The organism is Micromonospora rhizosphaerae, from assembly GCF_900091465.1.
Lineage (GTDB): Bacteria > Actinomycetota > Actinomycetes > Mycobacteriales > Micromonosporaceae > Micromonospora > Micromonospora rhizosphaerae.
In genome coordinates this window covers 562,134-586,465 of sequence record NZ_FMHV01000002.1, presented here as the reverse complement: position 1 = coordinate 586,465, position 24,332 = coordinate 562,134, and the positions used below count along the sequence as shown (strand labels likewise).

Sequence of the window (24,332 nt, the reverse complement as noted above, 5' to 3'; positions counted from 1 at the left end):
GCACTGTGTGAACTGTCGAATGCCGGTCGGCACCTGGGAGGTTGCCTGCCCCGCCTGCGGTGCAGTCCCGGATCGCCCAACCTCCGGCCCGGCAGTGGGTGAGTTCTTCGGTCGCTGGTGGCGGTGGATGGTGGGGATCGTCGTCGTGGCGCTGTGTTGCGGCGGCGGGGGCTGGATGGTGTTCCGGGATCCGTTGACGCCCGAGCAGGTCGTGTACCGGTACTTCGAGGCACTGGCCGATCGGGATGCCGACGAGGCCCGGTCGTACCTGGTCCGTGGACCGGACGAGGACGTGGAGACGGTACTGCTGGACGACGACACGCTGGAGCACGAGGACTACACCCCGCCCGACCATCTGAGCATCAAGGAGCTCGTTCCGGAGGAGAACAGACTGGTGGCCACAATGCAGGTGACCTACCAGGTCGCCGGCGCCACCTACGATCGGGAGTTGCGCTTCACCCGGGACTACGCGCGCCAGTCCTGGCGGATCCATCGCGGGTGGTTCTCGCTACCGGCCAACACCAGGACGGCGTATCCGCTGGTGGTCGCCGGGACCCTCGTGCCGACGAGCGAGTTCGGCCACGTGCCCGCCTTCCCCGGCGCGTACGTGGTGCGCCTCGCCAGGAACCCGATGTTCGAGGCGCCGCCGGTCACCGTGGTTGCCGGAACGGGCGAGGCCCCCGGCCTGCAACTGCGCCTCCGGGGAAGCCGCCAGCCGGAGTTGGAGCGTCAGGTCCGCGAGCACCTGGACCGCTGCGCCGCCCGCCCCGACCCGGAGCCGGTCAGTTGCCCGTTCGAGCGGGTGCCGGACGTCGACTATCCGTCGACGGTCCGGCGCCGGATCATCGCGTATCCGTCGGTGGCTCTGCTCGTCGACGGCGCGGAGCTGCGGGTCGCCAGCGGAACCCCGGGTCGGGCCGAGGTGAGGGATTCCGTGGCCGGAGAGTCCGCGCGTCCGATCGCGGAGGAGCGGATCACGGTCACGGGAAGGCTTGAGGTCGACGGCGACCGGCTCACCTTCGTCCCCGACTAGCGTCGGCGACCCCTACCACCCTCCCGTCGCGAGCTAGGCTCTCGCGACGGAGCAGCCGTTCCCGTGACGACCGCTCCTTCAGGTTTCCCCGTACTGGCAGGTAGGCGTAGATCCCATGACTGACCGACCGCCGAATGGTCTACCGCGCTACCGCGTGCTGACCGGACCGGACGACGAAGCGTTCTGCCGAAGGGTCAGCCAGGCCCTCGACCTCGGGTTCCGCCTCCACGGCAGCCCGGCAGTCACGTTCAACGGTGAGCGAGTGATCGTCGCGCAGGCCCTGACCTGGCCGAGCAGCGCCAAGGAATGACCCGCTCACCGCACCACCCGGGGCCGCCGTCGTAGAGCACCACGTGCAGCTCGTCGCTCAGGAATCCGCCCGCTCGTACGTCAGATACAGCACACCGGTGCTGAAGGTCTGCGAGTCGGTCAGGCGTAGCGGCACCTGCGGGCCGTCGTCGAAGAGCCGCTTGCCGCTGCCGACCACGATCGGGTGCACCAGCAGGTGCAGCTCGTCGAGGAGCCCTTCGCGCAGCAGTGAGCGGACGAGCGTGCCGCTGCCGGTCACGCCGAGCTTTCCGCCGGGCTGCTCCTTGAGTCGGGCCAGCTCCTTGAAGACGTCGCCGCTGACGAGCGTCGAGTTCTGCCACTCGGCCGACGTCAGGGTGTTGGACACGACGTACTTCTGGGTGCCGTTCATGCGGCCCGCGATGTCGTCGGTGGAGGTGGGCCAGTACGCCGCGAACTCCTCGTACGTCCGGCGGCCCAGGAGCATCGCCTCCCCGCCATCCATCATGGACTGGACGGCGTTGCCCATCTCCTCGTTGAAGTACGGGAAGTGCCACTGGTCGGGGGCCTCCACCACGCCGTCGAGCGAGATGAAGAGCCCACTCACGATCTTTCTCATCCTCGTGTCTCCTTTGGTCTCTCAGGCGGACAGGCGGGTAAGCCACGCCCGCCACGCCTGCTCGGTTTCCTTCCGGTCCACACCCTCGGCGAAGAGGTGGTGCGTGACGATCATCGGGCCGATGAACCCGCGCACGAAGCGGTACAGCGCGTCCTGCGTCCGGATCCCGATCGCGTCCGGGTTGACGAAGTCCACGACGCCGTCGATCGCCGGCAGGCCCTCAGGGGTGACCTGCACCCGGTCGCCGGCCACCGGCTCGGCAGCCAGCCCGAGGGCGCCCGGGACCCGGTCGAACACCCCCCGCGCGTCCGGCACCACCGGAGCGGCCGCCGTGATCGGCGTCGCGGTGCGGCCGGCGAAGTGGGTGAGGTACGCAACGAGCGTGGCGAAGTACATCGCGCCGCCCTTGCGCATCGCGTCGTACTCGGCCTCCCAGTCGTCGCCGGGGAGGAAGCCGTTGGTCACCAGCCGCAGCACCGTGCTGCCCTGCTCGCGCCCCTCGATGAGGAACTCGAACGCGATGAACCGCCCGTCCGGGGTCTCGTCGCCACGGTAGGCAAACCGCCGCAGGGGCTCCCACGCGGTGACCGTGGACTCCATCACATAGCCGCCCAGGTCGGTGCGGACCGCGCCGCCCTCGCCCGGCACCACCTCGGTGCGCCCCATGAACCAGGAGTCGTACCCCGGCCCGGTGGCGATCGCCTCCCACACCTGCTCCGGGGTCGCGTCGACCTCGACCTCGTCGTGCTGCTCCCATTCGCGACCCACGTCAGGACTCCTTCGTCTCAGGCCCGCGGGCCGGTACAGCGGGATGGATGGCGACGACGACCCGGTGCGTACGCCCCCCGGCCGCGCCCTCGTCGTGATACCGGCCGACCAGCGTGGTGACCGTCCGGGCCAGCTCTTCTGCGAAGGCGGCCCGGTCGCCCGCCGAGGCGAAGCGCACCTCGCCCTCGATCGCGAACGTCGCCACGGGCTTGTTGGCCCGCGCCGCGCCGGTGACCAGCGCCCCCACGTCCCGCACCAGCCGCGCGGCCAGGGCGAGAAGCCACCGCGCCGACAGCCGGTCGGGGGCGCGTCCGGGGTCCGGCGCCACCGCGGCCAGGGCGGCGGGGGAGATGACGTACGACGCCGCGGTGGCCTGCAGCACCCGCTCGGTCATGTTGCCCTTGCGGCGCTCCTCGACCAGCTCCACCAGCCCGTGTCGCTCCAGCTCGCGCAGGTGGTAGTTCACCTTTTGCCGGGCCAGCCCGACCCGGTCGGCCAGCGCCGTCGCCGACGCCGGCTCGGTCAGCTCGGCCAGCAACCGGGCCCGCATCGGGTCCAGCGAGACCGCAGCCGCGGCCGGGTCCTCGATCACCGCCACGTCGAACATGCCGCAAGGCTTTCACCGACAATCGTTCTTGTCAAGACAGCAAACGTTGTCGGCGATCGACGGCTTCTCGCGGCGCGCCGTTTCTCGGTTGTGGACAGCCGTCCGTGCTGGATGGATTCCTGAGCCGCTGGGAGGCAAGGTCCGCGTCGTCGCCCGCTGCGGGCCTGGGCCACAATCCAGGCCGTGTCAGGTTCGCTTCGTTGTCGCGGCAGGGCACGCCGGCATCGACTTTCCCTGATCGCCTGCTTCACGGCGGCTGGCGCCGTCGCGGCGCTCGCCGACCTGTTCGCCTGGGAGGAGTCGCTGCCGATCGTTGCGTTCGTCATAGCGGTGGTGGTTGCCGGCGCACTCGTGTTGGACCAGCGCGTCTGGAGCGCCGCTTCCCTTCGGGTGAAGGCTGCCGCGATGGCCGCGTTCGTCGCGTCCTTCTTCTGGCTGATCGCGATGATGTATGCCCCTCGGCTCACTGTGCTCGCTCTGCGCGGGGAGCCGGTGGTGGCGAGCGTCGTGGACCACGACGTCACCCACTACTCCAGCCGCTCAGGCGGATACGACGTGCACTGCTACAGCTTGCAGCGCACCGACGGCAGCCCGATCTTCGGCGACATCTGCCGCCACTCGGACGACGAGATCATCGAGGGCGAGACGATCAGTGTGCTGGTCGACCCCAGTGGCCTCATCGCACCCGAAACCCCAGACGAGGTTGCCGACGCCCGCTTCTGGCAGATTCCCGGGCTCGTGAGTCTCGTCGCGACCCTCGTTCTGTGCTGGGTCACCGGCGGACTCATCGCGCGCGTGGGTAGTGGCCACCTCGTTCCCGACGGCTCCCTCGTCCACCACGATCCAGACGTCGGAGCAGGTATGAACCTTGATCAATTCTCGGCTACGCAAAGATCGAGACTGCGGTCGGTGGGCGTCGGCAGCTGCCGTTGACCTGTACGCCCTGTCGTCTCGCGTCTGTCCTCGACCGGTCCAGTCGGCTGGCTTGGCTGCGGGGCTGGCGAATGGTCTTGGCTGTACGGATGGCTGGATAGCCAACGCGCGTGTCAGCGTCGCCTAGCCTGCATGACCATGGATGCAGAGGTTCTCTCCGCTACCCGGGACTCGTACGACGCTGTGGCCGACGAGTACGCCGAGATGGTCGCCTCGCACCTGGACGGCATGCCCATAGACCGTGCGTTGTTCACCGCCTTCGCAGAGCTGGTGCGCGACAACGGCAACGGGCAGGTCGCCGATGTGGGTTGCGGACCAGGCCGCGTGACCATCCTGCTGTCCCGCCTGGGACTGGATGCCTTCGGCATCGATCTGTCACCCGGGATGGTGGCGTTGGCCCGTCGTACCTACCCTCACCTCCGGTTTGAGGAGGGGTCGATGCTGGCCCTGGACCTGAGGGACTGTTCCCTCGGCGGGCTACTCGCCTACTACTCGATCATCCATATCCCATGGGACCAGCGACCGCAGGTCTTCGCCGAGTTCCACCGGGTACTCGCACCTGGCGGAGTGCTGATGCTGGGCTTCCAGGTCGGGGACGAGCAGGGCCACACCGCTGAGTTCTTCGGCAAGGCTGTCTCAGTCGACTGGTACCGGCAACAACCGGGGGAGGTGGCCAGTCTGCTGCGCGAGGCAGGCTTCGAGATGATGATGACCGCGGTACGTGAGCCCGGAGAGACGGAAAAAACCGCCCAGGGCTGCATCATGGCCCGCAAGCCAAGCCGAGGAGTCGATGGGATTCCTCGGCACCTGGTGACCGACCGCTGACTGCCCCGAGACGGCGCTGGCTTCGCCAGCGGATAGACGCCGCTCTGCTCCCGTCCCCCGGTTAGGTGCCAGAGACTGCGGCGCCCACCCGCAGTCAAGGGTGGCCGCAGGCCATCGGCGTGCCGACGCGCAGCGCCCTTGACGCCGGGAGGCCGACGAAGACGAAACTGGCGACTAGGGCCTGTGTCGAAGTCGGCGGTGGTGAGCGAAGATTTCGGCGCGTCGGTGATCGATAAGTAGCGAGGTCTCCGGTAGATGGTTCATCGACGAAGAAGACCATCAGCACGGAGACCTCGTGGCCACTGTAGCGGTGACGAGGCGGCACGACCTGACTGACGCGCAGTGGGCGGCGGTGGAGCCGCTGCTACCTGTGGGGCGTCGGCCGGGTCGGCCGCCGACATGGACGAAGCGGCAGCTCATTGATGGGATCCGGTGGCGGACCCGGGTCGGTGCGCCGTGGCGGGACGTACCGGAGTGCTACGGGTCATGGGCGGCGGCGTACGCGTTGTTTCGCCGCTGGCAGCGCGACGGGACCTGGGCGAAGATCTTGACCTGGTTGCAGGCGGTGGCCGACGCGGCCGGGCGTGTGACGTGGGACGTGTCGGTGGACTCGTCGGTCGCCCGGGCGCATCAGCACGCCGTCGGGGCGCGTAAAAGGGGGATCTGCAGATCGAACCGCCGGGCGGGGGTGACGGTCGAGCCGGCCGATCATGCGCTCGGGCGGTCGCGGGGTGGGCTGACGACGAAGCTGCACCTGGCCTGCGAGCAGGGGCAGAAGCCGTTGTCGATCGTGCTGACCGCGGGGCAGCGTGGGGACAGTCCGCAGTTCGTGGCGGTGCTCGACGGCATCCGGGTGCCCCGTCTGGGCAGCGGCCGGCCGCGGACCCGGCCCGGACCGGGTCCTGGCCGACAAGGCGTACACGTCCCGGGTCAACCGCCGCTACCTGCGCCGACGCGGAATCAAGGCCACCATCCCGTCGAAGGCCGATCAGGACGCCAACCGGCGGAAACGGGGCTCGAAGGGCGGCCGGCCACCGGCCTTCGACCCCGAGCGGTACAAGCAGCGTCATGCCGTGGAATGCGGCATCAACCGGCTCAAGCGCAACCGCGCCGTGGCCACCCGATTCGACAAGCTCGCCGTGCGCTACGAAGCCACCGTGCACGTCGCCGCGATCAGCGAGTGGCTGTGACCGACTTCAACACAGGCCCTAGCCGGCGGCCTGAGCCGATGGTGGAGATCATCCTGGGGATGACAAAATGCCAGGTGAGCGACCTCTCACCTGGCCTTTGGCCGTTGGTCGGGGTGGCCGGATTTGAACCGACGACCTCTTCGCCCCGAACGCGGCTGCGGTGCATCGTCTGCTGTCATCGGTTGTCATTCCGTGCCTGTTACCTCGGCTACGACCCTGCCCGCTGTCCGGACTTGTCGACGGCAGGCGAGGTGTTCGCTGCCTCCTTGCTGCCTTTCGGGCGTGGTTGAGGAAAGCAGACGCATGCCCTGGCCCTCAGCCGGCAACCTCGTCGGCGGGCCAGCGGGCGGTGCCCCCTGCACCCTTTCCAAGTCTGCTCGGCCCTATACGCGCTTGATCGGGTGAGTTCGCCACCTAAGCCAACTCGAGCGGCCGGTCGTTCACGGTCGCCCCCGCACGCTAGCGAACGAGACGACAAGTGAGACGAATGCAGGACGGCGCCCGATCATCCTGATCTAAAGGCCGCCCCCGACGGCCAGACGTAAATCCACGGCGGGCCGACGCCGGCCAAGGGCTCTAACTCGTAGACGCCGGCCATGTCGGCATCGAGTAACTCGCCACCGAACTCCACCCACAGCCAGTTCTGGTCGGAGGCGTCGTAACTACGATCCACCCATGCCCGAGTCTTCCAGATTGCCGGAACTTCCCAATACGCCTGCAGGGACGGCGGCGCTGTCCGTGGCCACCCGTTACTGCTCGCCTGCGCTGCTCAACCACTCCATCCGGTCCTTCCTGTGGGGGGTGATGTACGCCCGTGCACACGGAATTGCCTTCGATGACGAGCTGTACTACGTCTCGGCCCTCCTGCACGATGCCGGGCTGACCGAGCTGTTCGACAGTCATTCGCTTCCGTTCGAGGAGGCCGGCGGGAACCTCGCGTGGGTCTTCGGAGTCGCCGCCGGCTGGCCCGAGGCCCGCGCGGCCCGCGTGGAACACATCATCGTCACCCACATGCGCGCCGACGTGTCCGCCGCCGAGGACGCCGAGTCCCACCTGTTGCAGGTCGCGACGGCCTGGGACGTGGCAGGACGACGTCCTGAAAAATTCGCCGAGGACAGCAGGAAAAGCGTGCTCGACCGGTACCCCCGACTCGACTTCGCCACGGAGTTCCTGGCCTCGTTCGAGGACCAGGCGGAACGCAAGCCGTCCAGTGCGGCAGCACAGGCAATCGAATCCGGCGGACGCCTCCGGATCCTCGCGCATCCGCTCGACGCCTAGGCCGTGTTTCATAGGTGGTTCGAAGTGAGGAAGTCTCGGCGCGTCGGTGATCGATAAACGGCGAGGTCTCCGGTAGATGGTTCATCGACCAAGAAGACCATCAGCACGGAGACCTCGTGGCCAGCGTATCGGTAACGAGGCGGTTCGACCTGACCGACGTGAAGTGGGCGAAGCTGGAACCGCTGCTGCCGTCGGGCAAGAAGCCAGGCCGGCCACCGAAGTGGAGTAACCGGCAGCTCGTCGACGGAATCCGGTGGCGGGTCCGGGTCGGCTCACCCTGGCGGGACGTGCCGGAGTGCTACGGACCCTGGCAGACCGTCTACGGGTTATTCCGCCGCTGGCAGCGCGCGGGAGTCTGGCAGCAGATCGTCGCCGGGCTGCAGGCTCGCGCGGACGCGGCCGGGCTCATTACCTGGGACGTCAGCGTGGACTCCACGATCAGCCGGGCGCATCAGCATGCCGCTGGCGCACGCCGCGACGGTAACTTGCAGCGGGAGCCGCCGGGCGGGGCGCGCAGGAGCCGGCCGACCATGCGCTGGGCCGCTCCCGCGGTGGGCTGACCACGAAGATTCACCTGGGGTGTGAGCAGGGGCAGAAGCCGCTGTCGATCGTGCTGACCGCTGGGCAGCGCGGGGACAGCCCGCAGTTCATCGTCGTCCTGGGCGGGATCCGGGTGCCGCGTCTGGGTGGTGGCCGGCCCCGCACCCGCCCGGACCGGGTCCTGGCCGACAAGGCCTACACATCGCGGGCCAACCGCCGCTACCTGCGCCAGCGTGGGATCAAGGCGACCATTCCGTCCAAGGCCGACCAGGACGCCAACCGGCGCAAGTTGGGGTCCAACGGTGGCCGGCCGCCGTCTTTCGACCCCGAACGCTACCGGCAGCGCCACGCGGCGGAGTGCGGTATCAATCGCCTCAAGCGTCACCGTGCTGTAGCCATGCGGTACGACAAGCTAGCCGTGCGATACCAGGCCACACCGCCGTATATCACCGCGATCAACGAGTGGCTGTGAGCATCACGGTTTGCGGGCCAGCAGTTGCACCGCTTTCGATCGATGATGGTTCATGGTGGTGACGTCAACCCGGCGTTCGTCCAGGATGTCGAGATTCTTTAGGAGGGCACGCAGTTCGGTGATGTCATGGTGTCGGCACACTGCCCCGTCGCCGGTGGCAAACACTCCGTACGGGGTGCCGAACTGCTGGGCATACGCTGCGTAGCGGCCTCGGTTTCGTTCGTCCTCCTGAAGGACCATGTCGCTTACATAGAGCAGCCCGCCGGGCGCCAGGACACGGACCAGTTCGGCGACGAGTGCTCGCTGGGCGTCGTCGTCGGGGATACACGTCAGCACCGCGAAGAGCAGGACGACGTCGAAGCTTGCTGACACGTACGCCAGCGTTGGCGGGGACTCCAGCACCTCGAACTGCAGGTCGGGCCTCAACTGACGGCCTCGCGAGATCAGCGCGGGAGACAGGTCCACCCCCGACACATCAGAGAAGCCCTGCTCGTTCAGCTCTGCCATGACACGGCCGTATCCGCAGCCGTAGTCGAGAACCCGGGATTTCCGGCTTACCCCCGTCAACCACGTGAAATTCACCGGGTGTGTGAACCTCTTCGTGGCGCCGACGCTGTCCCAGTAGGCGATCTGGCTACCAAGATTCTTCATGCAGGTGCAGCATACGGACCCCAAGTCTCCCGCCCATCGCCACCTAACAGCTTCTGAAACAGGGCCTAGTCGTCCCGGCTCTGAACGACGACAGGGGCGCGTGAACGGCTCACCCGAGCCCGGTCCGGCCGGCGGGATTTGAACCCGCGGAGGGCGTAAACCCTCACACGCTTTCGAGGTCTGGGACCCGACGTTCAGGCTCCGCCGACTGTGGTCATAAGCAGGGCGGGAAACCTGGTCCGCCCGCTGACGGACGGCCTCGTTGACACTCCGCCGCCCTGCAGCACTGGACCCACGCCTGGCCAAGCTCGACGAGCTGATCGGAACTGACGGCGACGGCTGAAAGGAATTCAGCGCCTCGACCGTCGCCCGTCGCGTGTGACGCGGCCGATCGGCCCCAGGCAACGGCGGCACATCCGATATCCACCAACGCTGCTGCATGGTACGAATGCTTCTGAGGTCGACAAAAGCGGCAGAAGCGGGCGAGCCGGATGACCACGAGTGGGGCAGCGAAACTGCTGCGGAGACCCGAGGAACCGCGGGCGGGGTTCCTGGAGCTGTTCTTCGACTTGGTGTTCGTCTTCGCGCTCGCAAACCTCTCGCACGGGCTGGTGGAGCATCTGACCTGGCGCGAGGCCTTTCAGACGCTGGTGTTGCTGCTCGCCCTGTGGGCGATCTGGAGCCGCACGGCGGGGATAACCGACCGGTTGGACCCGAAGCAACCGCCGGTACAGGTGCTGGTCATGGCGACCATGTTCGGCACCCTGGTGATGGCCGCCGCAGCGCCTGAGGCGTTCCGCGAGCGAGGCCTGCTCTTCGCCGGCGTGTACGTCGCCACGGAGATCGGTCGCTATGTCGTCCTCGTGCTCATCCTGTCGGGCCACGACGCTCAGCGCCTGTTTCTGCGACTGCTCGTCTGGTCCGGCGTGTCCGCGGTGCCGTGGATCGCGGGCGCTGTCGCTCAAGACACGGCGCGAAGCGTGCTGTGGACCCTGGCGGTGGCCGTGGAGTACGCGGCAATCCCACTCAGCTTCCGCGCACCACGGCTGGGCCGCGCGATCACGGCCGAGTTCGCGGTCTCCGGCGAGCACGCGGCCGAGCGCTTCCAGCAGCTGTTCATCATCGCGCTCGGCGAGCTGATCCTGATCACCGGGCTGACCTACAGCGGCAGCGGGTTCGGGGCCGCCAGCGGCGCCGCGACGGCGATCGGGTTCGCCACCACCGCGCTGCTGTGGCGGATCTACATCCACCGCGCCGGGCAGCTGCTGGCCGAAGCCATCGCAGCGGCCTCCGACCCAGTCCGCGTTGGTACGTTGGCGATACACGCCCACCTGGTGATGGTCGCCGGCATCATCGCCATCGCCGTCGGCGACGAACTTGTCATCGAGCATCCGTTCGGGCACACCGACCCTGCCCTGATCGCCGTCATCCTCGGCGGACCTGCGCTGTTCCTGGCGGGACGCGCCCTGTTCGAGTACGGGGTGTTCAGCCGGGTGTCCCGCAACCGGCTGATCGGGTTCGGAGTGCTCGCCGCCTGCTCACCGCCAATGATTTTGCTGCCGCCGCTGGTGGTCGCCACCGCCGCTGCCCTCGTCCTGGCCGGGATCGCCGTATCCGATGCGGCCCGCGCCCGAAAACGCCCACCCGAGCCGCCCTCACCACCCCGCTAGGCAAATGCGTCACCCACGTCCGAGACTGCTCTGTCCCAAACCTCATGAGACCCGGCACGATCTTCGGCACTCGTGCCCGACTGCAGTGAGGGCCGGAAACGAATCAAGACCCCTCGATGGAGGGGCCTTGACCTGCTGTTACCTCTGGTCGGGGTGGCCGGATTTGAACCGACGACCTCTTCGTCCCGAACGAAGCGCGCTACCAAGCTGCGCCACACCCCGAGGCGTGCCGACAAATAGTAGCCCACCCGCCCCGACGGTCAAACTCGGTACCCCCACCGGCCGTGCGGGCCCGCGGAGATCCCCTCGAAACGCCCAGTGATGGCCAGTCCACCCCCTGATGTCGCAAACGATTCAGCTCCAGAGGCATGTCGAAGCGGAGCCGGAGGCCGCGCCAGCGCGGCGGTGAGGCCCCCGGCCACCCGGGGCGGCCTCAGTGTGACCAGTGTCACCGATGCCGCCGTCCGGAACGGCTCAGCGGGAGATCAGCGTGAGCACGCTCGCCTCGGGCGGGCAGGCGAAGCGCACCGGCGCCGTCGGGTGGGTGCCGAGGCCGGCGGAGACGTGCAGCCAGGAGTCGGAGCCCGGCCAGCGGTGCAGTCCGCGGGCCATCGAGCGGGGCAGCCCGCAGTTGGTCACCAGCGCACCGTAGCCCGGCACGCAGACCTGGCCGCCGTGCGTGTGGCCGGCGAGCAGCAGCCCGAAGCCGTCCGCGGCCATCTGGTCGAGCACGCGCGGCTCGGGCGAGTGGGTCAGGGCGATGGAGAGGTCCGCCGAGGCGGCGGCCGGCCCGGCCACCGAGGCGTAGTCGTCCCGCTCGATGTGCGGGTCGTCGACGCCGACCAGCTCGACCACGCGGCCGCCGGCCTTCAGCGTGGTCCGGGCGTTGTTGAGGTCCGCCCAGCCGGCCCCGGTGAAGACGTCGCGCAGCTCCTCGTACGGCAGCTCGACCCCCTCCCGGTAATCCCGGTCCGGCAGGAAGTAGGTGAACGGGTTCTTCCAGACCGGCCCGGTGTAGTCGTTCGAGCCGAAGACGAAGGCGCCCGGGTAGTCGAGCAGCGGTTGCAGGGCCCGAAGCACCCCCGGGACGGCGCCGGGGTGGGCCATGTTGTCCCCGGTGACCACGACCAGGTCCGGGTCGAGGGCGGCCAGCGAGGCCACCCAGTCCTGCTTGCGCCGCTGGTTGGGCATCATGTGCAGGTCCGACAGGTGCAGCACGCGCAGCGGCTCGGCGTCGGCCGCGAGCACCGGCACGTCGTACCGGCGCAGGGTGAACATGTTGCGCTCGATGAGCGACGCGTACGCCAGGGTGGCCGCGCCCGCGGCGGCGGTCCCGGCGACAAGCCGGAATAGTGTGCGCTTTCGCATGGCGTTCAGGGTAGTTTGACGGTCCATGAGCACGCTGAAGGACCGTCTCACCGCCGACATGCGCGCCGCCCTGAAGGCGCGCGACGAGCTGACCACCTCGACCCTGCGGATGGCGCTGGCCGCCGTGGGCAACGCCGAGGTGGCCGGCAAGGCCAAGCGCGAGCTCGCCGACGACGAGGTGCTCGCGGTGCTGACCAAGGAGGCGAAGAAGCGGCGCGAGGCGGCCGCCGCCTTCGCCGACGCCGGCCGCACCGAGCAGGCGAGCAAGGAGACCGCCGAGGGCGAGGTGCTGGAGCGCTACCTGCCGAAGCAGCTCTCCGACGAGGAGCTGGCCGAGCTGGTCGCGGGGGCGCTCGCCGCGGGCGGCTTCACCGGCAAGGCCCAGATGGGCCCGGCCATGAAGGCGGCCCAGGCCGCGGTGGCCGGCCGGGCCGAGGGGGGCCGGGTGGCCGCCGAGGTACGCCGACAGCTCGGCCTCTGACCGGCGGACGTACACAGAAAGGCGGGCGGGCCCCACCTGGGGGTGCCCGCCCGCTGTCGTGTCGCGGTCAGCCGCGTGGTCGCCCAGGACCGTTGGGTGGGGGCGGGAGTCCGGGAAGGGTGGTTTTGCCCGGCTTGGCGCCACCACCGGCGCTGACCTCGATCATGACCACGCCGCCCTTGATGGTGCGGCCCTCCGGGCTGGTGCCGGCGGCGGTGTCCGCCGGGCAGTCCGACGGGACCTTGTTGCTGGAGACGACCGGCTCGAAACCGGCTTCGCGGAGCCGCGACTTCGCGTCGTCGATGGACTTGCAGGTCACGCTCGGGATGGACCGCTGGTCGCCGGTTATGATCTTGCCGCTCGGCGGGGTGAAGTCGATGCGCTCCTTGTCCCTCATCGCGTCGCGGAGCGTCTCGTACACCGCCGGGTTGATTCCGGTCGGTACGTCGTGGCCCATCTTCTGGGTGGTCTGCGGCCAGTCCGGGTCGGCCTCAATGCCGGCCACCGCGTACTGCTTGGTCATCGCGACCAGGGCGGAGGTCTTGTCCGAGTCGGTGGTGCCGGACTTGCCGGCCACCGGTGCCTTGACGATCCCGTGGACGTTGCCGGCGGTGGCGCCGGTGCACTTGGAGGTCGAGGACTGGTCGCCGACCGGGCAGCGGGCCGCGTCCACGGCGGCCCGGGCCACCTGGGTGCTGATCCGCTGCTCGCAGTGGGGGTTGGCGATGTCCAGCTTGTTGCCGTCCGGGCCGCGGATCTCCTGCACCGGGATCGGCTCGCAGTACTTGCCGTCCGCGGCGAGGGTGGCGTACGCGTTGGCCAGTTCCAGCGGGGTGGTGTCCGAGACACCCAGGGTGAACGCGCCCCACTGGTTCGCGCCCTTCTCCCGGTCCAGGTCCTCCTGGGAGCGGAAGTTGATGCCCAGCTTGTGTGCCGCCTTCACCACGTTCTCCGCGCCGACCTGCTGCTCAAGCGGCACGAAGTAGGTGTTGACCGACCGGCCGAACGCGCTCCACATGTTGTGCACGCCGGTCATGCTGGCCGAGGCGTTCTTCGGGCAGTAGAAGTGTGTGCCGGGGCAGGCGGCCGGGGAGTTCTGCTCGATGATGTAGTTCGAGCGGAAGACCGGCTGCGCGTTGATCGTGTAGCTGAGCGGGATGCCCTTCTCCAGCGCCGCCACGATGGTGAACATCTTGAAGGTGGAGCCGGCCTGGTAACCGACGATGCCCTGTCCGCCGGTGAGCAGCGGGTTGACCGTGTTCGGGTAGTTGCCCCGCTGCTTCTTCTTGGCCTTTTTCGGGTCGCTGGAGATCTTGTTCTGCGGGTTCTTCGGGTCGTCGATCTTGAAGTTCCGGTTCACCGCGAGCGCCCGCACCCGGCCGCTGCCCGGCTCGATCACCGCGACCATCCGGGCCGCCTTGCTGGTGACCGGGAGGTGCTTGCGGACGGCCCTGTCGGCGGCGTTCTGCGCCTGCACGTCGAGGCTGGTGGTGATGGTGAAGCCGCCGCTCTTTAGCCGCCGCTCCCGGTCGTACGAGGTCGAGCCGAAGGTCTCCTGCTGCAACCACCAGCGGTAGAAGTAGTCGCAGAAGAAGCCCCACTCCTTGTCGTTGGTGGCAACGCAGCCGTTCGGGGTGCGCTTGTCCTTCACCACCAGCTTGACGGCCTTCGCCTGGTCGGCCTCTTGCTGGCTGATCGCCCCGATCTTGACCATGTTGTCGATGACGTAGTCGCGCCGGGATACCGCCTGGGGGTAGCCGCTGCGGGTGGTGGGGTCGAACGCGCTGGGCGCCTTCACCATGCCGGCCAGCAGCGCCGACTCCTGAATGTTGAGCTGGCTGGGCTTCTTGCCGAAGTAGACCTGGCTGGCGGCGAAGACGCCGTACGCGCCGTTGCCGAAGGCGGCGATGTTCAGGTAGCGCTCCAGGATCTCGTCCTTGGTGAGCTCCTTGTCGACCTGGAGCGCGTACCGCATCTCGCGCAGCTTGCGGGCGCTGGTGTCCTCGGTCGCGGCGACCACGTCGGCCGGGTGGGTGGCGGAGTACGAGATGGCCAGCCGGACGTACTGCATGGTCAGCGTGGACGCGCCCTGCCGGGAGTTGGTGCCGGACTGGTTGTTGACGAACGCCCGGGCGACGCCGTTGAGGTCGACGCCGTTGTGCTTGTAGAAGTCGTGGTCCTCGGCCGCGATGATCGCCTTCCGCATCACGGGCGCGATGTCCTTGAGCTTGACGTCCTTGCGGTTCTCGTCGTACATCGTGGCGAGCGGCGTCTTGCCGTCCGAGGCGAGCAGGTAGGTGATCTGCGGGGACCGGGCCACCGTCAGTTCCTTCGGCAGTGCGCCGAAGGTCTCGGCCCCCGCCTTGGCGGCCAGCCCGGACATCGCCACCGCGGGGAAGGCCGCCGCCGCGACCACCACGCCGGCCAACAGGCCGCAGATAAGCAGCGATGCGGCGTTGGTCAGCACATTGTGGTCACGTTTCCGCATCCAGGTCACCTCGACAGGGTACGCGAGTAGGCAACGAGGGGCGCGCGGAGTTCTTTCCCATTTCCTGCGCGCGCCGACCCTCGTTGTGCTAGACGCACGAGCCCTGGTGCGTGGTTGCGTGGACCTGAGACGAGTCTCCTCCGAAAGGGTGAACGGCGCAGCGTTTTCACGGACTCCGGGCGGGTACACGCGGGCGAAGGCCCGGGAAGCCGGGAGTGTCCGGAATGATGGATTTCGCCGACAACGTTGCGTAATCGGGCGACTACAGAGCATGATGAGGCGGCGACAGAGCCGCAGTCGTCCGTGCCGCCTTGGGGAAGGACGGGCGGACGGCCAGGGGGTCAACGACGGCTGGTCGCACGAAGTCGGTAGGTACTGCAAGGGGGACGTGTACAGATGGGCATGATCACTGACTGGCCGTCACTGGCGGCGTGTCAGAACGGGGACCCGGACGCGTTGTTCGTACAGGGCGCCGAACAGAACGTGGCGAAGCGGATCTGCCGGAGCTGCCCAGTTCGGTACGAGTGCCTGGCCGACGCGCTCGACAACCGGATCGAGTTCGGGGTGTGGGGCGGCATGACCGAGCGGGAGCGCCGGGCACTGCTGCGCCGTCACCCGCAGGTGACGAGCTGGCGCAAGATGTTCGAGGCGGCCATGAAGAAGAACGCCAAGGAGAAGGCCGGCAAGGACAAGGTCCTGGTCACCGCCGGCTGACCATTGCGCCTCACGGCCGGCTGATCGCCTCGCCGATCGTCCGCAGCCCGTCGACGTCGTGCACGTCGGCGGGCTGCGCCGTCACCGACACCGCCGGCACCACCGGGAACGCCTCGGTGAACCGGGCCGCCACCTGCCGCTCGCGTACCGCCTGCTGGGCCAGCGCGGCGTGGGCGCGCAGCACCTCGACGGTGCCCTCGTGCCCACCGAGGGCGGCCAGCCGCTCCGCGGCGGCCAGGCTGCCGGCCGCGTCCAACGACTCCACCGCCGGGCGGTGCACCCGGTTGAGCACCAGGCCGGCCAGCGGCATCCGCTCGTCGCGCAGCCGTCCGGCGAAGTAGGCGGCCTCCCGGACCGCGTCCGACTCGGGCGCCGCGACCAGCAGGAACGCCGTCTCCCGCGCCTGCAGGATCCGGTACGTCTGCTCCGCCCGCTGCCGGAAGCCGCCGAACATCGAGTCCAGCGCGGCGACGAAGCCGGAGAGGTCGGTGAGCAGCTGCGCGCCGATCACCTTCTGCACCGCCTTGGAGAACAGCCCGAAGCTGGCGGTCACGAAGCTGAACATGCTCCGCCCCCCGGTGCGGGCCGGCGCGAGCAGCAGCCGCAGCATCCGGCCGTCGAGGAAGCGGGAGAGCCGGGCCGGGGCGTCGAGGAAATCCAGCGCCGAGCGGGACGGCGGGGTGTCCACCACGATCAGGTCCCACTCGCCCCGGGCGTGCAGCTGCCCGAGCTTCTCCATCGCCATGTATTCCTGCGTGCCGGCGAAGGTCGAGCTCATTGCCTGGTAGAAGGGGTTGGCGAAGATCTCCGCCGCCTTCGCCGGATCGGTGTGCTGGAGCACCACGTCGTCGAAGGTGCGCTTCATGTCGAGCATCATGGCGTGCAGCTCACCGCCGCTCGCCTCGACATCGATGCCCTTGACCTGGCGCGGCGTGTTGTCCAGCTCGGTCAGGCCGAGCGACTGGGCCAGTCGCCGCGCCGGGTCGATGGTGAGCACCACCGTTCGTCGGCCGTGCTGCTCGGCGGCCCGCAACGCGAGCGCCGCCGCGGTGGTCGTCTTGCCCACTCCGCCCGCCCCGCAGCAGACCACGATCCGTACGCCGGGGTCGGCGAGGATCTGGTCGACGTCCAGCGGTGGCGCCGCGACTTCGGAAGGCACCAATCGAGCGTATCGGGCTGGCGGGTGTCTCTGCTCTGGGCGGCCGCAGGTGTGAGTCAATCCGCCCGGACGAGCGCCGCCGCCAGCGTCTCCAGGCCGGCCCGGTCCACCCCGTCCGGCAGCAGCGGCAGCTCGGTCAGGGGCAGGCCCAGCTCCACCAGGTCGGCCCGGAGCGAGTCCTCCAGCTCCCGGCGGACGACCTGGTCCCGGGCCTCCTCGGCCAGCCCGGCCACGGTGTCCCGGTCGGCCGGCAGCCCGGCGGCGAGCAGCCCCCGCTTCAGCTCGGCCTGGCTCACCACCCGTCCCGCCCCGACCGGGGGCCGGGCGGCGTTGACGATCACCCGACCGACCGGGAAGCCGAGCTGGGTCAGCTCCTCGATCGCGTCCACCGTCTCCTGGACCGGCATCTCCTCGAGCAAGGTCACCACGTGCACCGCGGTCATCGGGGAGCGCAGCAGCACGGAGACCCCCTCGCTCTGCGTCTTGATCGGGCCGACCTTGGCCAGCCGGGCGGTCTCCGCCGTGACGTTGAGAAAGCGACCGATCCGCCCGGTCGGCGGCGCGTCCAGCACCACCGCGTCGTACGTCCGGCGCTGCCCGTTGGTGCGGGTGGTCGCCTCCTTCACCTTGCCGGTGAGCAGCACGTCGCGCAGGCCGGGTGCAATGGTGGTGGCGAAATCGATCGCGCCGAGCTTGCGCAGCGCCCGGCCGGCCGCGCCGAGCTTGTAGAACATGTCCAGGTACTCGAGGAGGGCTTCCTCGGCGTCCACCGCCAAGGCCCGCACCTCGCCGCCGCCGGGGGCGTCGGTCAGGTGCCGTTCCTCGTAGGGCAGCGGGTCGGTGCCGAAGAGCTGGGCGATGCCCTGCCGCCCCTCCACCTCGACCACCAGGGTGCGCCGGCCGCCGGCGGCCAGCCCGAGGGCCAGCGCCGCGGCCACGCTTGTTTTGCCCGTGCCGCCCTTGCCGGTCACCACGTGGAGGCGGGCCGGCCACCCGGTGCCGGCCGGATCGGCCGGATGCTCAGCTGCTCGCACCCGTCGAGCCTATCCAGCCGCCGGGCTCAGGCGACCTCGCAGACCCACCAGCCGGTCTTCCGCACCACGGTGAAGCGCAGCTCCTGGTCGGCCACCTTCTCGTCAGAGGTGGTCATGGTGACCTTGGTGGTGACGGTCGCCCGGTCCCCGGTCTGGTTGTCCACCTTCGGGGTGGTCCACCGGAACCGCGGGTTCTGGTAATCCGCGGAGTACTTCTGCACCTCGGCCACCTTGGCGGCGATCTTCTTGTCGTCCCGGGAGGCGGAGCAGACGAAGGTGGCCGCCTTCTTGGCGTCCCGGTCCTTGTAGACAGCGGTGAGGAAGCCGTCCACCGCGACCGCCGGCTCCTTGGCGCCCTGGCCGTCCTCGGCGTTGCGCACGGTCAGGAACGCCGCCGTGCCGCCACCGCCGCAGAGCAGCAGGGCCGCGGCCAGCACGATGGACGCGATCAACAGGCCGCGCTTCTTTCGCGGGGGCGTTGCCGGCGCCTCGTACGGCGGGTAGCCGGGGGGCTGCGCGCCCGCCTGGTGCGGCGGGTAGCCGGGGGGCTGCGCGCCCGGCGCCTGGTGCGGCGGGTAGCCGGGCGGCTGCGCGCCCGCCTGGTGCGGCGGGTAGCCGGGCGGCGGCGGGATGGCTCCCGGGGCCTGGCCGGGGGGCGGCGTGGCCCCGATCGGGCCGGGGTAGGCGGGCGGCTCCTGACGGAACGGACCGCTGGGCGATCCGCTGGCGCCGAATGGCGGTTGGGTCATTGTCTTCCCCCGGGGTGCGGCGCCGTCGCCGCCCGGGGCGACGGACGCATCATCGAGCGTGGCGGGCGAGCGTGGTCGCCCGTCCGACGGGAAGGGTAGCGGTCGGCGGGCCACTTGCCAGCCCCGCATGGTCCGCCGACCGCGGCCGATGTCCTCTCGGCACGCCCACGGCGGACCCTGCGGTGAGCTGCCTCCCCGACGTCCGAGCAGCGTCCCGTGCCCCGGTCGTCCTGCCGGACCTTAGGCTGTGCCTGAAGAGTCCATGCCAGGAGAGGAAGACCTCCACCGATGCAGAAGTGGGAATACGCCACGGTCCCGCTGCTGGTCCACGCGACCAAGCAGATCCTCGACAACTGGGGCGAGGACGGCTGGGAACTGGTCTCCGTGGTCCCCGGCCCGAACCCGGAGCAGCTCGTCGCCTACCTGAAGCGCCCGAAGGCGTGAGCGGCATGAGCAACGGACCGCACGCCAAGCTCGCGGAGCTCGGCCTGACCCTGCCCGAAGTGGTGCCGCCGGTGGCCAGCTACGTGCCGGCCGTCCAGTCCGGGCAGCACGTCTACGTCTCCGGCCAGCTGCCGATGGCGGAGGGGAAGCTGCTCGCCACCGGCAAGGTCGGCAACGGCGTCTCCGCCGAGCAGGCGAAGGACCTGGCCCAGCGGTGCGCGCTGAACGCGCTGGCCGCGATCGACTCGCTGGTCGGGCTGGAGAAGGTCGTCAAGATCGTCAAGCTGACCGGCTTCGTCGCGAGCGCGCCCGGCTTCACCGGCCAGCCCGGCGTGATCAACGGCGCCTCCGACCTCTTCGGCGCGGTCTTCGGCGAGGCCGGCCGGCACGCCCGCAGCGCCGTCGGCGTCGCCGAACTCCCCCTCGACGCCCCCGTCGAGGTCGAGGTCATCGTCGAGGTCGCCTAACGCTCCTTCCCCGCGATCTTGCGGTTGTGGTGGCGGCAGATGGCCCGCTAGGGGACATAACACCAACCGAAACTGCAAGATCGCGGGGAGTGGCGGGCGGGGTCGTACGATCGCTGCCATGGGCGGGCATGTGACGGGAGCCGCAGGGGCGCTGGCCGATGAGCTGCCGGGGTGGGTGACGCTGCTGCGCGCCCCGAACCCGGGGCCGATGACGCTCGACGGCACCAACACGTGGGTGCTGCGCACGGACCCCGGGGCCCCGGCCGTGGTGGTCGACCCCGGGCCGGCCGACGAGGAGCACCTGGCCGCGATCGCCGGGCACCGGCCGGTCGGGTCCGTGCTGATCACCCACGGGCACCCGGACCACACCGAGGGCTCCGCGCGCCTTGCCGAGCTGCTCGGCGACGCGCCCGTGCTCGCCGCCGACCCCGCGCACACCATCGGCGCGGAGCCGCTCACCCTGGCGAGCGCGCTGGACGCCGACGGCCTCGCCATCCGGCTGCTGCCCACCCCCGGCCACACCGCCGACTCCGTCTGCTTCCTGGTGGAGCACGGCGCCGAGCGGGTGGTGCTCACCGGCGACACCATCCTGGGCCGGGGCACCACCGTGGTCGCCCACCCGGACGGTCACCTCGGTGACTATCTGTCGAGCCTGGAGCTGCTCTCGACGTACCGGGGGATCCCGGCGCTGCCCGGGCACGGCCCGGCGCTGGCCGACTGCGGCGCGGCGGCGGAGTTCTACCTCGCCCACCGCCGGGCCCGGCTCGACCAGGTCCGGGCGGCGGTCGCCGACGGCGCCACCACCGCACGGGAGGTGGTCGAGCGGGTGTACGCGGACGTCGACCGGTCGCTCTGGTGGGCGGCCGAGTGGTCGGTCCGCGCCCAGCTCGAATACCTGGGGATCCCCCCGGACGGGGTGGAGCGGCCGTGACCTGCCCGGTGTGCGGAACGGTCGCCGTCCCCGGCGCGCGGTTCTGCCACAACTGCGGCGCCGCGCTGCCCGCCGCCGCGACGCTGCCCGCCGCCGAGCGGCGGGTGGTCACCGTGCTCTTCGGCGACCTCTCCGACTTCACCTCCTGGTCGGAGGACCTGGACCCGGAACGGGTCGGCGCGGTCACCGACCGGGTGCTCGCCGCCCTGGCCGGCGCGGTCAAGACCTTCGGCGGGCACGTCGACAAGCTCACCGGCGACGGCATCATGGCGGTGTTCGGCGCGCCCGTCGCCCACGAGGACGACGCCGAACGCGCCGTCCGCGCCGCACTCTCCATGCAGCGGGCGGTCCGCCGGGTGCTCGACGACGAGCGGGGCGGCGGCGCGCCGCTCGGCCTGCGGGTCGGGCTGAACACCGGCGACGTGATCGCCGGCATCCAGGCGGCCATCGAGTACACGGTCATCGGCGACACGGTGAACACCGCGGCCCGGCTCGCCGACGCCGCCGCCGTCGGCGCGGTCTACGCCGGCGCCCGGACCTCCGCCGCGACCCGGCACGTGGCCTCCTGGCGGGCCCTGCGCCCGCTGCGGCTCAAGGGCAAGCGCGAGCCGGTCGAGGCGTACGAGCTGCTGGGCCTCCTGGACGCGCCGGGCACCCGCTCCGGCCTCGGCGACGAGGCTCCCTTCGTCGGCCGGGAGACCGAGATCGGGCGGGTGGCCGGCCGGCTCGCCGAGGTGATCGACCGGGGCGAGCCCCGAGTGCTGCTGATGACCGCCGAGGCGGGGATCGGCAAGTCCCGCTTCGCCGCCGAGGTGGAACGCCTCGCGGCCGGTTACGACGTCGGCGCCGGCCGGTACGCCGCGCACACCGGCGCCCGGGTGCTCTCGGTACGCTGCGCCGCGTTCGGCGAGCGACGCCGGCTCGCGCCCCTGGCCGACCTGGTCCGGGCGGCGGTCGGCCTGCCCAACGACGCCTCCACCGCGCTCACCCGGCCGGCGGTCGAGGAGCGGCTGCGCCGGCTCGGCCAGCGGCTCGGCCGGCTGCCCGGCGACCTGCCGCCGGTCGCCACCGACCAGCTCCTGGCCCTGCTCGGGTACGCCGAGCTGCCCGTCGCCACCGAGAACGCCGAGTGGGACGCCGCCTCCCCGCCCCCGGACGCGGAGGCCGTGCCGAACGCGGTCGCCGGACTGCTCAGCGCGCTCGCCGTCGAGGCGCCGCTGGTCATCGTCGTGGACGACCTGCACGACGCCACCGCCGAGACCATCAACGCCCTCGGGGTGACCCTCTCCCGGCTCACCGGCCCGGTGCTGGTGCTGCTGCTCGGCCGCCCCGAGCTGGTGCGTACCGCCGGCGCGCTGACCCGGGTCGCGGACGCCGAGGTGCACGCGCTGCCCCCGCTGCGCGGCGCCGACGCGGCCCGGCTGCTCACCAGCTACCTCGGCGGCGGGAAGCTGCCGCAGGCCGACGCGGACCGGCTGCTCGCCACCGCCCAGGGCAACCCCTTCTATCTGGCCGAGCTGGTCACCCTGCTGATGGAGCGGGGCGCGCTGACCGCGGGCGCGGGCCCCGCCGCACCGGGCGGCTGGCGGCTGGCGCCCGGCTCGCTGGGCAGCCGGCTGCTTTCCCGGGACCTGGCCGCCGTGCTGGCGGCGCGTATCGACGCGCTGCCGGTGGACGCCCGCTCGGTGCTCCGCGACGCGGCGGTGGTCGGCGACACCGTGCCGGCCGGCGCCCTGGAGGCGCTCCGCGAGCAGCGCGCCGGACGGGACGGCCGGCCGGCGGCGGTGGTCGCGGTCGAGCTGGACCGGGCCGTGGAGGAGCTGCTGCAACGCCGGATGCTGCACCGCACCCGCACCGGCTATGCCTTCGCCACTCCGCTGATGCGGGAGGCCGCGTACGCCGGGGTGAGCAAGGCGGAACTGGCCGAGCGGCACGCCGCCCTCGCCCGTTGGGCCGCCCCGGAAACCTCCGGCGGAGACCCGGGATCCATCCCGCCAGGCGGGTTCACCGAGGCCGCCCGGGACGACTTCGTCGCCCAGCATGTCGAGCGGGCCGCCGCGCTCGCCGACGCCGTGAAGCTGCGGCCCGACGCGCCGGCCCGCGCGGTCGTCCCGCTCGGGGTCGCCGCGCTCGGCCGGGCCGCCCGCCGGGCGCTGCGCGCCGGTGAGCCGGCCCTCGCGGTCGAGTACGCGGAACGCGCGGCCGAACTGGCCCGCGACGGCGTGCCGCTCGCCGACCGGGTGGTGCACGCCCGGGCGCTGCTCCAGATCGGCCGGCCCGCCGACGCGCTCGCCTTCGCCGAGAAGATCGCCGCCAACGCCGGTGACGCGGCGGCGGCCCGGACGAGCGCCCTGCTGCTCGCCGGTCAGGCCCACCAGGCCCTCGGCGACCAGGACCGGGCGGTGAGCTGCTGGCAGGAGGCGTTGCAGGTGGCCACCGCGGCCAACCTGCCGACGCTGCGCGCCTCGGCGATGCGCCGGCTCGGCATGGCCGACTTCATCGCCGGCCGGCTGGGCCAGGCGAGCAGCCGGCTCGCCGCCTCCTACCAGGTCAGCCTCGCCGCTCGGGACCCGCGCGGGCAGGCCTGGTCGTTGCAGAACCTGGCCTGGGTCACCACCACCCGGGGCGATTTCGCCGGCACGGACGCGGTGCTCGGCCGGGCCGCCCGGCTCTTCGCCGAGCTGAAGGACCCGTACGGCCGGGCCTGGCTGCGCGGCACCACCGCGTTCGCCCGGCTGCTCGCCGGTCGGCTCAAGGAGGCCTGCCGGCTGGCGCAGGTCTTCCTCCCCTTCGGCGAGCGGGTGGGCGAGGCGTGGGCGGTCGGCACCCTGCGCGCGGTCGAGGCGTACGCCACCGCCGAGTTGGGCGAGCTGGCCGAGGCGGACCGGGGGGCGCGGCAGGCGTACCGGGACTTCGCCGAGATCTCCGACGACTGGGGGCAGGGCTTCGCGCTGGTGGTCCGGGGTGTGGTGGCGCGCGGTCTGGGCGAGCCGGAACACGCCGCCGACCTGCTCAGCGACGCGCTGGCGTACGGGGACCGGACGTCCCACCCGCTGCTCACCGGGATGGCCGGCACGCTGCGCGGCTTCGTGGCGCTGGACATGGGCGACTGGGAGACCGCGGAGCGGGCCGCCCGGTCGGTGCTGACCACCGTCGAGCCGCACAACCCGCAGGCGCCGGCGCAGGTGGCGCCCCGGGTGCTGCTGGCCACGGCGCGGCTCGCCGCCGGTGACCCGGCGACCGCGGTCGGGCTGCTGGCCCCGGTCGCCACCACCGCCCTGAACAGCCCGTCGCTGCTCTTCTCCCGCCGCCAGACCATGGCCCGGTACGCCTCCGCGCTGCTCGCCCACGGCCAGCGGGTGCAGGCGCTGGACTGGGCGCAGCGGGCGGTCGCCGCCCCGGCGGAGGACGTGCGCAGCCAGGTCATCGCGGCGAGCGTGCTCGCCGAGGCGCTGGCGGCCTGCGGCCGCCCGGTCGAGGCACTGGCCAGCGCCGAGGAGGCGGTACGCCTGGCGTACGCGACCGAGCAGCGCAGCGAACGCAGCGCCGCCGACGCCCTCCGCGCCCGCCTGTTCGCCTGAGTTCGCCGACGGCGCGGCGGACCGTCGCAGGTCTGCCGGTTC

Annotated in this window: 24 protein-coding genes and 1 tRNA gene; 14 read left to right on the top strand and 11 right to left on the bottom strand. The window is 70.9% G+C overall.

Going from position 1 to position 24,332, the window contains the following annotated elements; translation table 11 throughout:
• The first annotated feature begins 94 nt into the window (after positions 1-94).
• Both GA0070624_RS02875 and GA0070624_RS02870 read left to right on the top strand, forming a co-directional pair.
• On the top strand, positions 95-1,033 hold the full coding sequence (locus tag GA0070624_RS02875) for a hypothetical protein (RefSeq protein WP_091336413.1): 939 nt from the start codon (positions 95-97) through the stop codon (positions 1,031-1,033).
• A gap of 154 nt (positions 1,034-1,187) precedes the next feature.
• Positions 1,188-1,343 carry a DUF1737 domain-containing protein gene (locus GA0070624_RS02870; protein ID WP_245718635.1) on the top strand — a complete coding sequence of 52 codons (156 nt, stop codon included), beginning with the start codon at positions 1,188-1,190 and terminating at the stop codon, positions 1,341-1,343.
• Positions 1,344-1,400: 57 nt separating this feature from the next.
• Here the strand turns inward: GA0070624_RS02870 and GA0070624_RS02865 are convergent, their stop codons facing one another.
• From GA0070624_RS02865 to GA0070624_RS02855, 3 genes are read right to left on the bottom strand one after another with little or no spacing between them, the layout of a single operon-like run.
• On the bottom strand, positions 1,401-1,940 hold the full coding sequence (locus tag GA0070624_RS02865; protein ID WP_091336409.1) for a dihydrofolate reductase family protein: 540 nt from the start codon (positions 1,938-1,940) through the stop codon (positions 1,401-1,403).
• 21 nt (positions 1,941-1,961) lie between these two features.
• Entirely contained in the window at positions 1,962-2,708 is a 747-nt protein-coding gene (locus GA0070624_RS02860; RefSeq protein ID WP_091336407.1) for an SRPBCC family protein, read from the bottom strand.
• 1 nt (position 2,709) lies between these two features.
• The gene (locus GA0070624_RS02855) at positions 2,710-3,315 is read right to left on the bottom strand and encodes an ArsR/SmtB family transcription factor (protein ID WP_176731569.1); all 606 of its coding nucleotides are present in this window, start codon (positions 3,313-3,315) and stop codon (positions 2,710-2,712) included.
• 183 nt (positions 3,316-3,498) lie between these two features.
• Here GA0070624_RS02855 and GA0070624_RS02850 point away from each other — a divergent pair, with 183 nt between their 5' ends.
• The 3 genes from GA0070624_RS02850 (at position 3,499) to GA0070624_RS02840 (ending at position 6,263) form a co-directional block, all read left to right on the top strand.
• Positions 3,499-4,248 (top strand): hypothetical protein, encoded by a 750-nt coding sequence (locus GA0070624_RS02850; protein ID WP_091336405.1) that lies wholly within the window; start codon positions 3,499-3,501, stop codon positions 4,246-4,248.
• Between the two features lie 183 nt (positions 4,249-4,431).
• Positions 4,432-5,073 carry a class I SAM-dependent methyltransferase gene (locus GA0070624_RS02845; RefSeq protein ID WP_245718634.1) on the top strand — a complete coding sequence of 214 codons (642 nt, stop codon included), beginning with the start codon at positions 4,432-4,434 and terminating at the stop codon, positions 5,071-5,073.
• A gap of 310 nt (positions 5,074-5,383) precedes the next feature.
• Positions 5,384-6,263, top strand: a protein-coding gene (locus GA0070624_RS02840; protein ID WP_425413534.1) for an IS5 family transposase whose coding sequence is annotated in 2 segments (ribosomal slippage) — positions 5,384-5,962 and positions 5,964-6,263 — 879 coding nt in all. Because the reading frame shifts where the segments join, the coding sequence is not laid out codon by codon here.
• A 505-nt stretch (positions 6,264-6,768) separates the two neighbouring features.
• On the opposite strand, the gene GA0070624_RS34545 is transcribed toward GA0070624_RS02840, so the two are convergent.
• Entirely contained in the window at positions 6,769-6,936 is a 168-nt protein-coding gene (locus GA0070624_RS34545) for a hypothetical protein (protein WP_176731568.1), read from the bottom strand.
• Positions 6,937-6,938: 2 nt separating this feature from the next.
• Here GA0070624_RS34545 and GA0070624_RS02835 point away from each other — a divergent pair, with 2 nt between their 5' ends.
• Entirely contained in the window at positions 6,939-7,541 is a 603-nt protein-coding gene (locus tag GA0070624_RS02835) for an HD domain-containing protein (RefSeq protein WP_091336400.1), read from the top strand.
• A 116-nt stretch (positions 7,542-7,657) separates the two neighbouring features.
• Positions 7,658-8,553 (top strand): IS5 family transposase gene (locus tag GA0070624_RS02830; protein ID WP_245718632.1). Its coding sequence is split into 2 segments (ribosomal slippage): positions 7,658-8,069 and positions 8,069-8,553, totalling 897 coding nucleotides; the frame shifts between segments, so codons are not numbered across the junction.
• A gap of 3 nt (positions 8,554-8,556) precedes the next feature.
• Here GA0070624_RS02830 and GA0070624_RS02825 read toward each other — a convergent pair.
• Complete coding sequence (locus GA0070624_RS02825; protein ID WP_091336397.1) at positions 8,557-9,204, bottom strand: class I SAM-dependent methyltransferase; 648 nt, start codon at positions 9,202-9,204, stop codon at positions 8,557-8,559.
• Positions 9,205-9,695: 491 nt separating this feature from the next.
• Between GA0070624_RS02825 and GA0070624_RS02820 the strand changes: the two genes are divergently transcribed.
• Positions 9,696-10,874 carry a low temperature requirement protein A gene (locus GA0070624_RS02820; protein ID WP_091336395.1) on the top strand — a complete coding sequence of 393 codons (1,179 nt, stop codon included), beginning with the start codon at positions 9,696-9,698 and terminating at the stop codon, positions 10,872-10,874.
• A 145-nt stretch (positions 10,875-11,019) separates the two neighbouring features.
• On the opposite strand, the gene GA0070624_RS02815 is transcribed toward GA0070624_RS02820, so the two are convergent.
• Positions 11,020-11,096: transfer RNA gene (locus GA0070624_RS02815), tRNA-Pro, on the bottom strand.
• 252 nt (positions 11,097-11,348) lie between these two features.
• A complete protein-coding gene (locus tag GA0070624_RS02810; protein ID WP_091336393.1) occupies positions 11,349-12,242 on the bottom strand; it encodes a metallophosphoesterase in 894 nt (297 codons plus the stop codon).
• Between the two features lie 25 nt (positions 12,243-12,267).
• Between GA0070624_RS02810 and GA0070624_RS02805 the strand changes: the two genes are divergently transcribed.
• A complete protein-coding gene (locus GA0070624_RS02805) occupies positions 12,268-12,723 on the top strand; it encodes a GatB/YqeY domain-containing protein (RefSeq protein WP_091336390.1) in 456 nt (151 codons plus the stop codon).
• A 67-nt stretch (positions 12,724-12,790) separates the two neighbouring features.
• On the opposite strand, the gene GA0070624_RS02800 is transcribed toward GA0070624_RS02805, so the two are convergent.
• Positions 12,791-15,211 (bottom strand): penicillin-binding protein, encoded by a 2,421-nt coding sequence (locus tag GA0070624_RS02800; protein ID WP_091336388.1) that lies wholly within the window; start codon positions 15,209-15,211, stop codon positions 12,791-12,793.
• A 396-nt stretch (positions 15,212-15,607) separates the two neighbouring features.
• Between GA0070624_RS02800 and GA0070624_RS02795 the strand changes: the two genes are divergently transcribed.
• Positions 15,608-15,925 carry a WhiB family transcriptional regulator gene (locus tag GA0070624_RS02795; RefSeq protein ID WP_091336386.1) on the top strand — a complete coding sequence of 106 codons (318 nt, stop codon included), beginning with the start codon at positions 15,608-15,610 and terminating at the stop codon, positions 15,923-15,925.
• Between the two features lie 10 nt (positions 15,926-15,935).
• Here the strand turns inward: GA0070624_RS02795 and bagB are convergent, their stop codons facing one another.
• The 3 genes from bagB to GA0070624_RS02780 are packed head-to-tail and all read right to left on the bottom strand — an operon-like array spanning position 15,936 to position 18,867.
• Complete coding sequence (gene bagB, locus GA0070624_RS02790; protein WP_176731567.1) at positions 15,936-17,087, bottom strand: ArsA family ATPase; 1,152 nt, start codon at positions 17,085-17,087, stop codon at positions 15,936-15,938.
• A 53-nt stretch (positions 17,088-17,140) separates the two neighbouring features.
• Positions 17,141-18,118: an ATPase BagA gene (gene bagA / locus GA0070624_RS02785; protein WP_091336384.1), complete on the bottom strand. Its 978-nt coding sequence runs from the start codon at positions 18,116-18,118 to the stop codon at positions 17,141-17,143.
• A 26-nt stretch (positions 18,119-18,144) separates the two neighbouring features.
• Entirely contained in the window at positions 18,145-18,867 is a 723-nt protein-coding gene (locus GA0070624_RS02780) for an Rv0361 family membrane protein (protein ID WP_091336383.1), read from the bottom strand.
• A 288-nt stretch (positions 18,868-19,155) separates the two neighbouring features.
• Here GA0070624_RS02780 and sp36 point away from each other — a divergent pair, with 288 nt between their 5' ends.
• The 4 genes from sp36 to GA0070624_RS02760 all read left to right on the top strand — a co-directional run bounded on the left by sp36 (position 19,156) and on the right by GA0070624_RS02760 (position 24,290).
• Positions 19,156-19,311, top strand: coding sequence for a Sp36 family protein (sp36, locus tag GA0070624_RS02775; protein WP_013736319.1), 156 nt, complete (start codon positions 19,156-19,158; stop codon positions 19,309-19,311).
• A gap of 5 nt (positions 19,312-19,316) precedes the next feature.
• Positions 19,317-19,778, top strand: coding sequence for a RidA family protein (locus tag GA0070624_RS02770; protein ID WP_091348017.1), 462 nt, complete (start codon positions 19,317-19,319; stop codon positions 19,776-19,778).
• 118 nt (positions 19,779-19,896) lie between these two features.
• Positions 19,897-20,709, top strand: coding sequence for an MBL fold metallo-hydrolase (locus tag GA0070624_RS02765; protein WP_091336381.1), 813 nt, complete (start codon positions 19,897-19,899; stop codon positions 20,707-20,709).
• A complete protein-coding gene (locus GA0070624_RS02760; protein ID WP_091336379.1) occupies positions 20,706-24,290 on the top strand; it encodes an adenylate/guanylate cyclase domain-containing protein in 3,585 nt (1,194 codons plus the stop codon). The genes GA0070624_RS02765 and GA0070624_RS02760 overlap by 4 nt, the downstream gene beginning before the upstream one ends.
• The last annotated feature ends 42 nt before the right edge of the window (positions 24,291-24,332 follow it).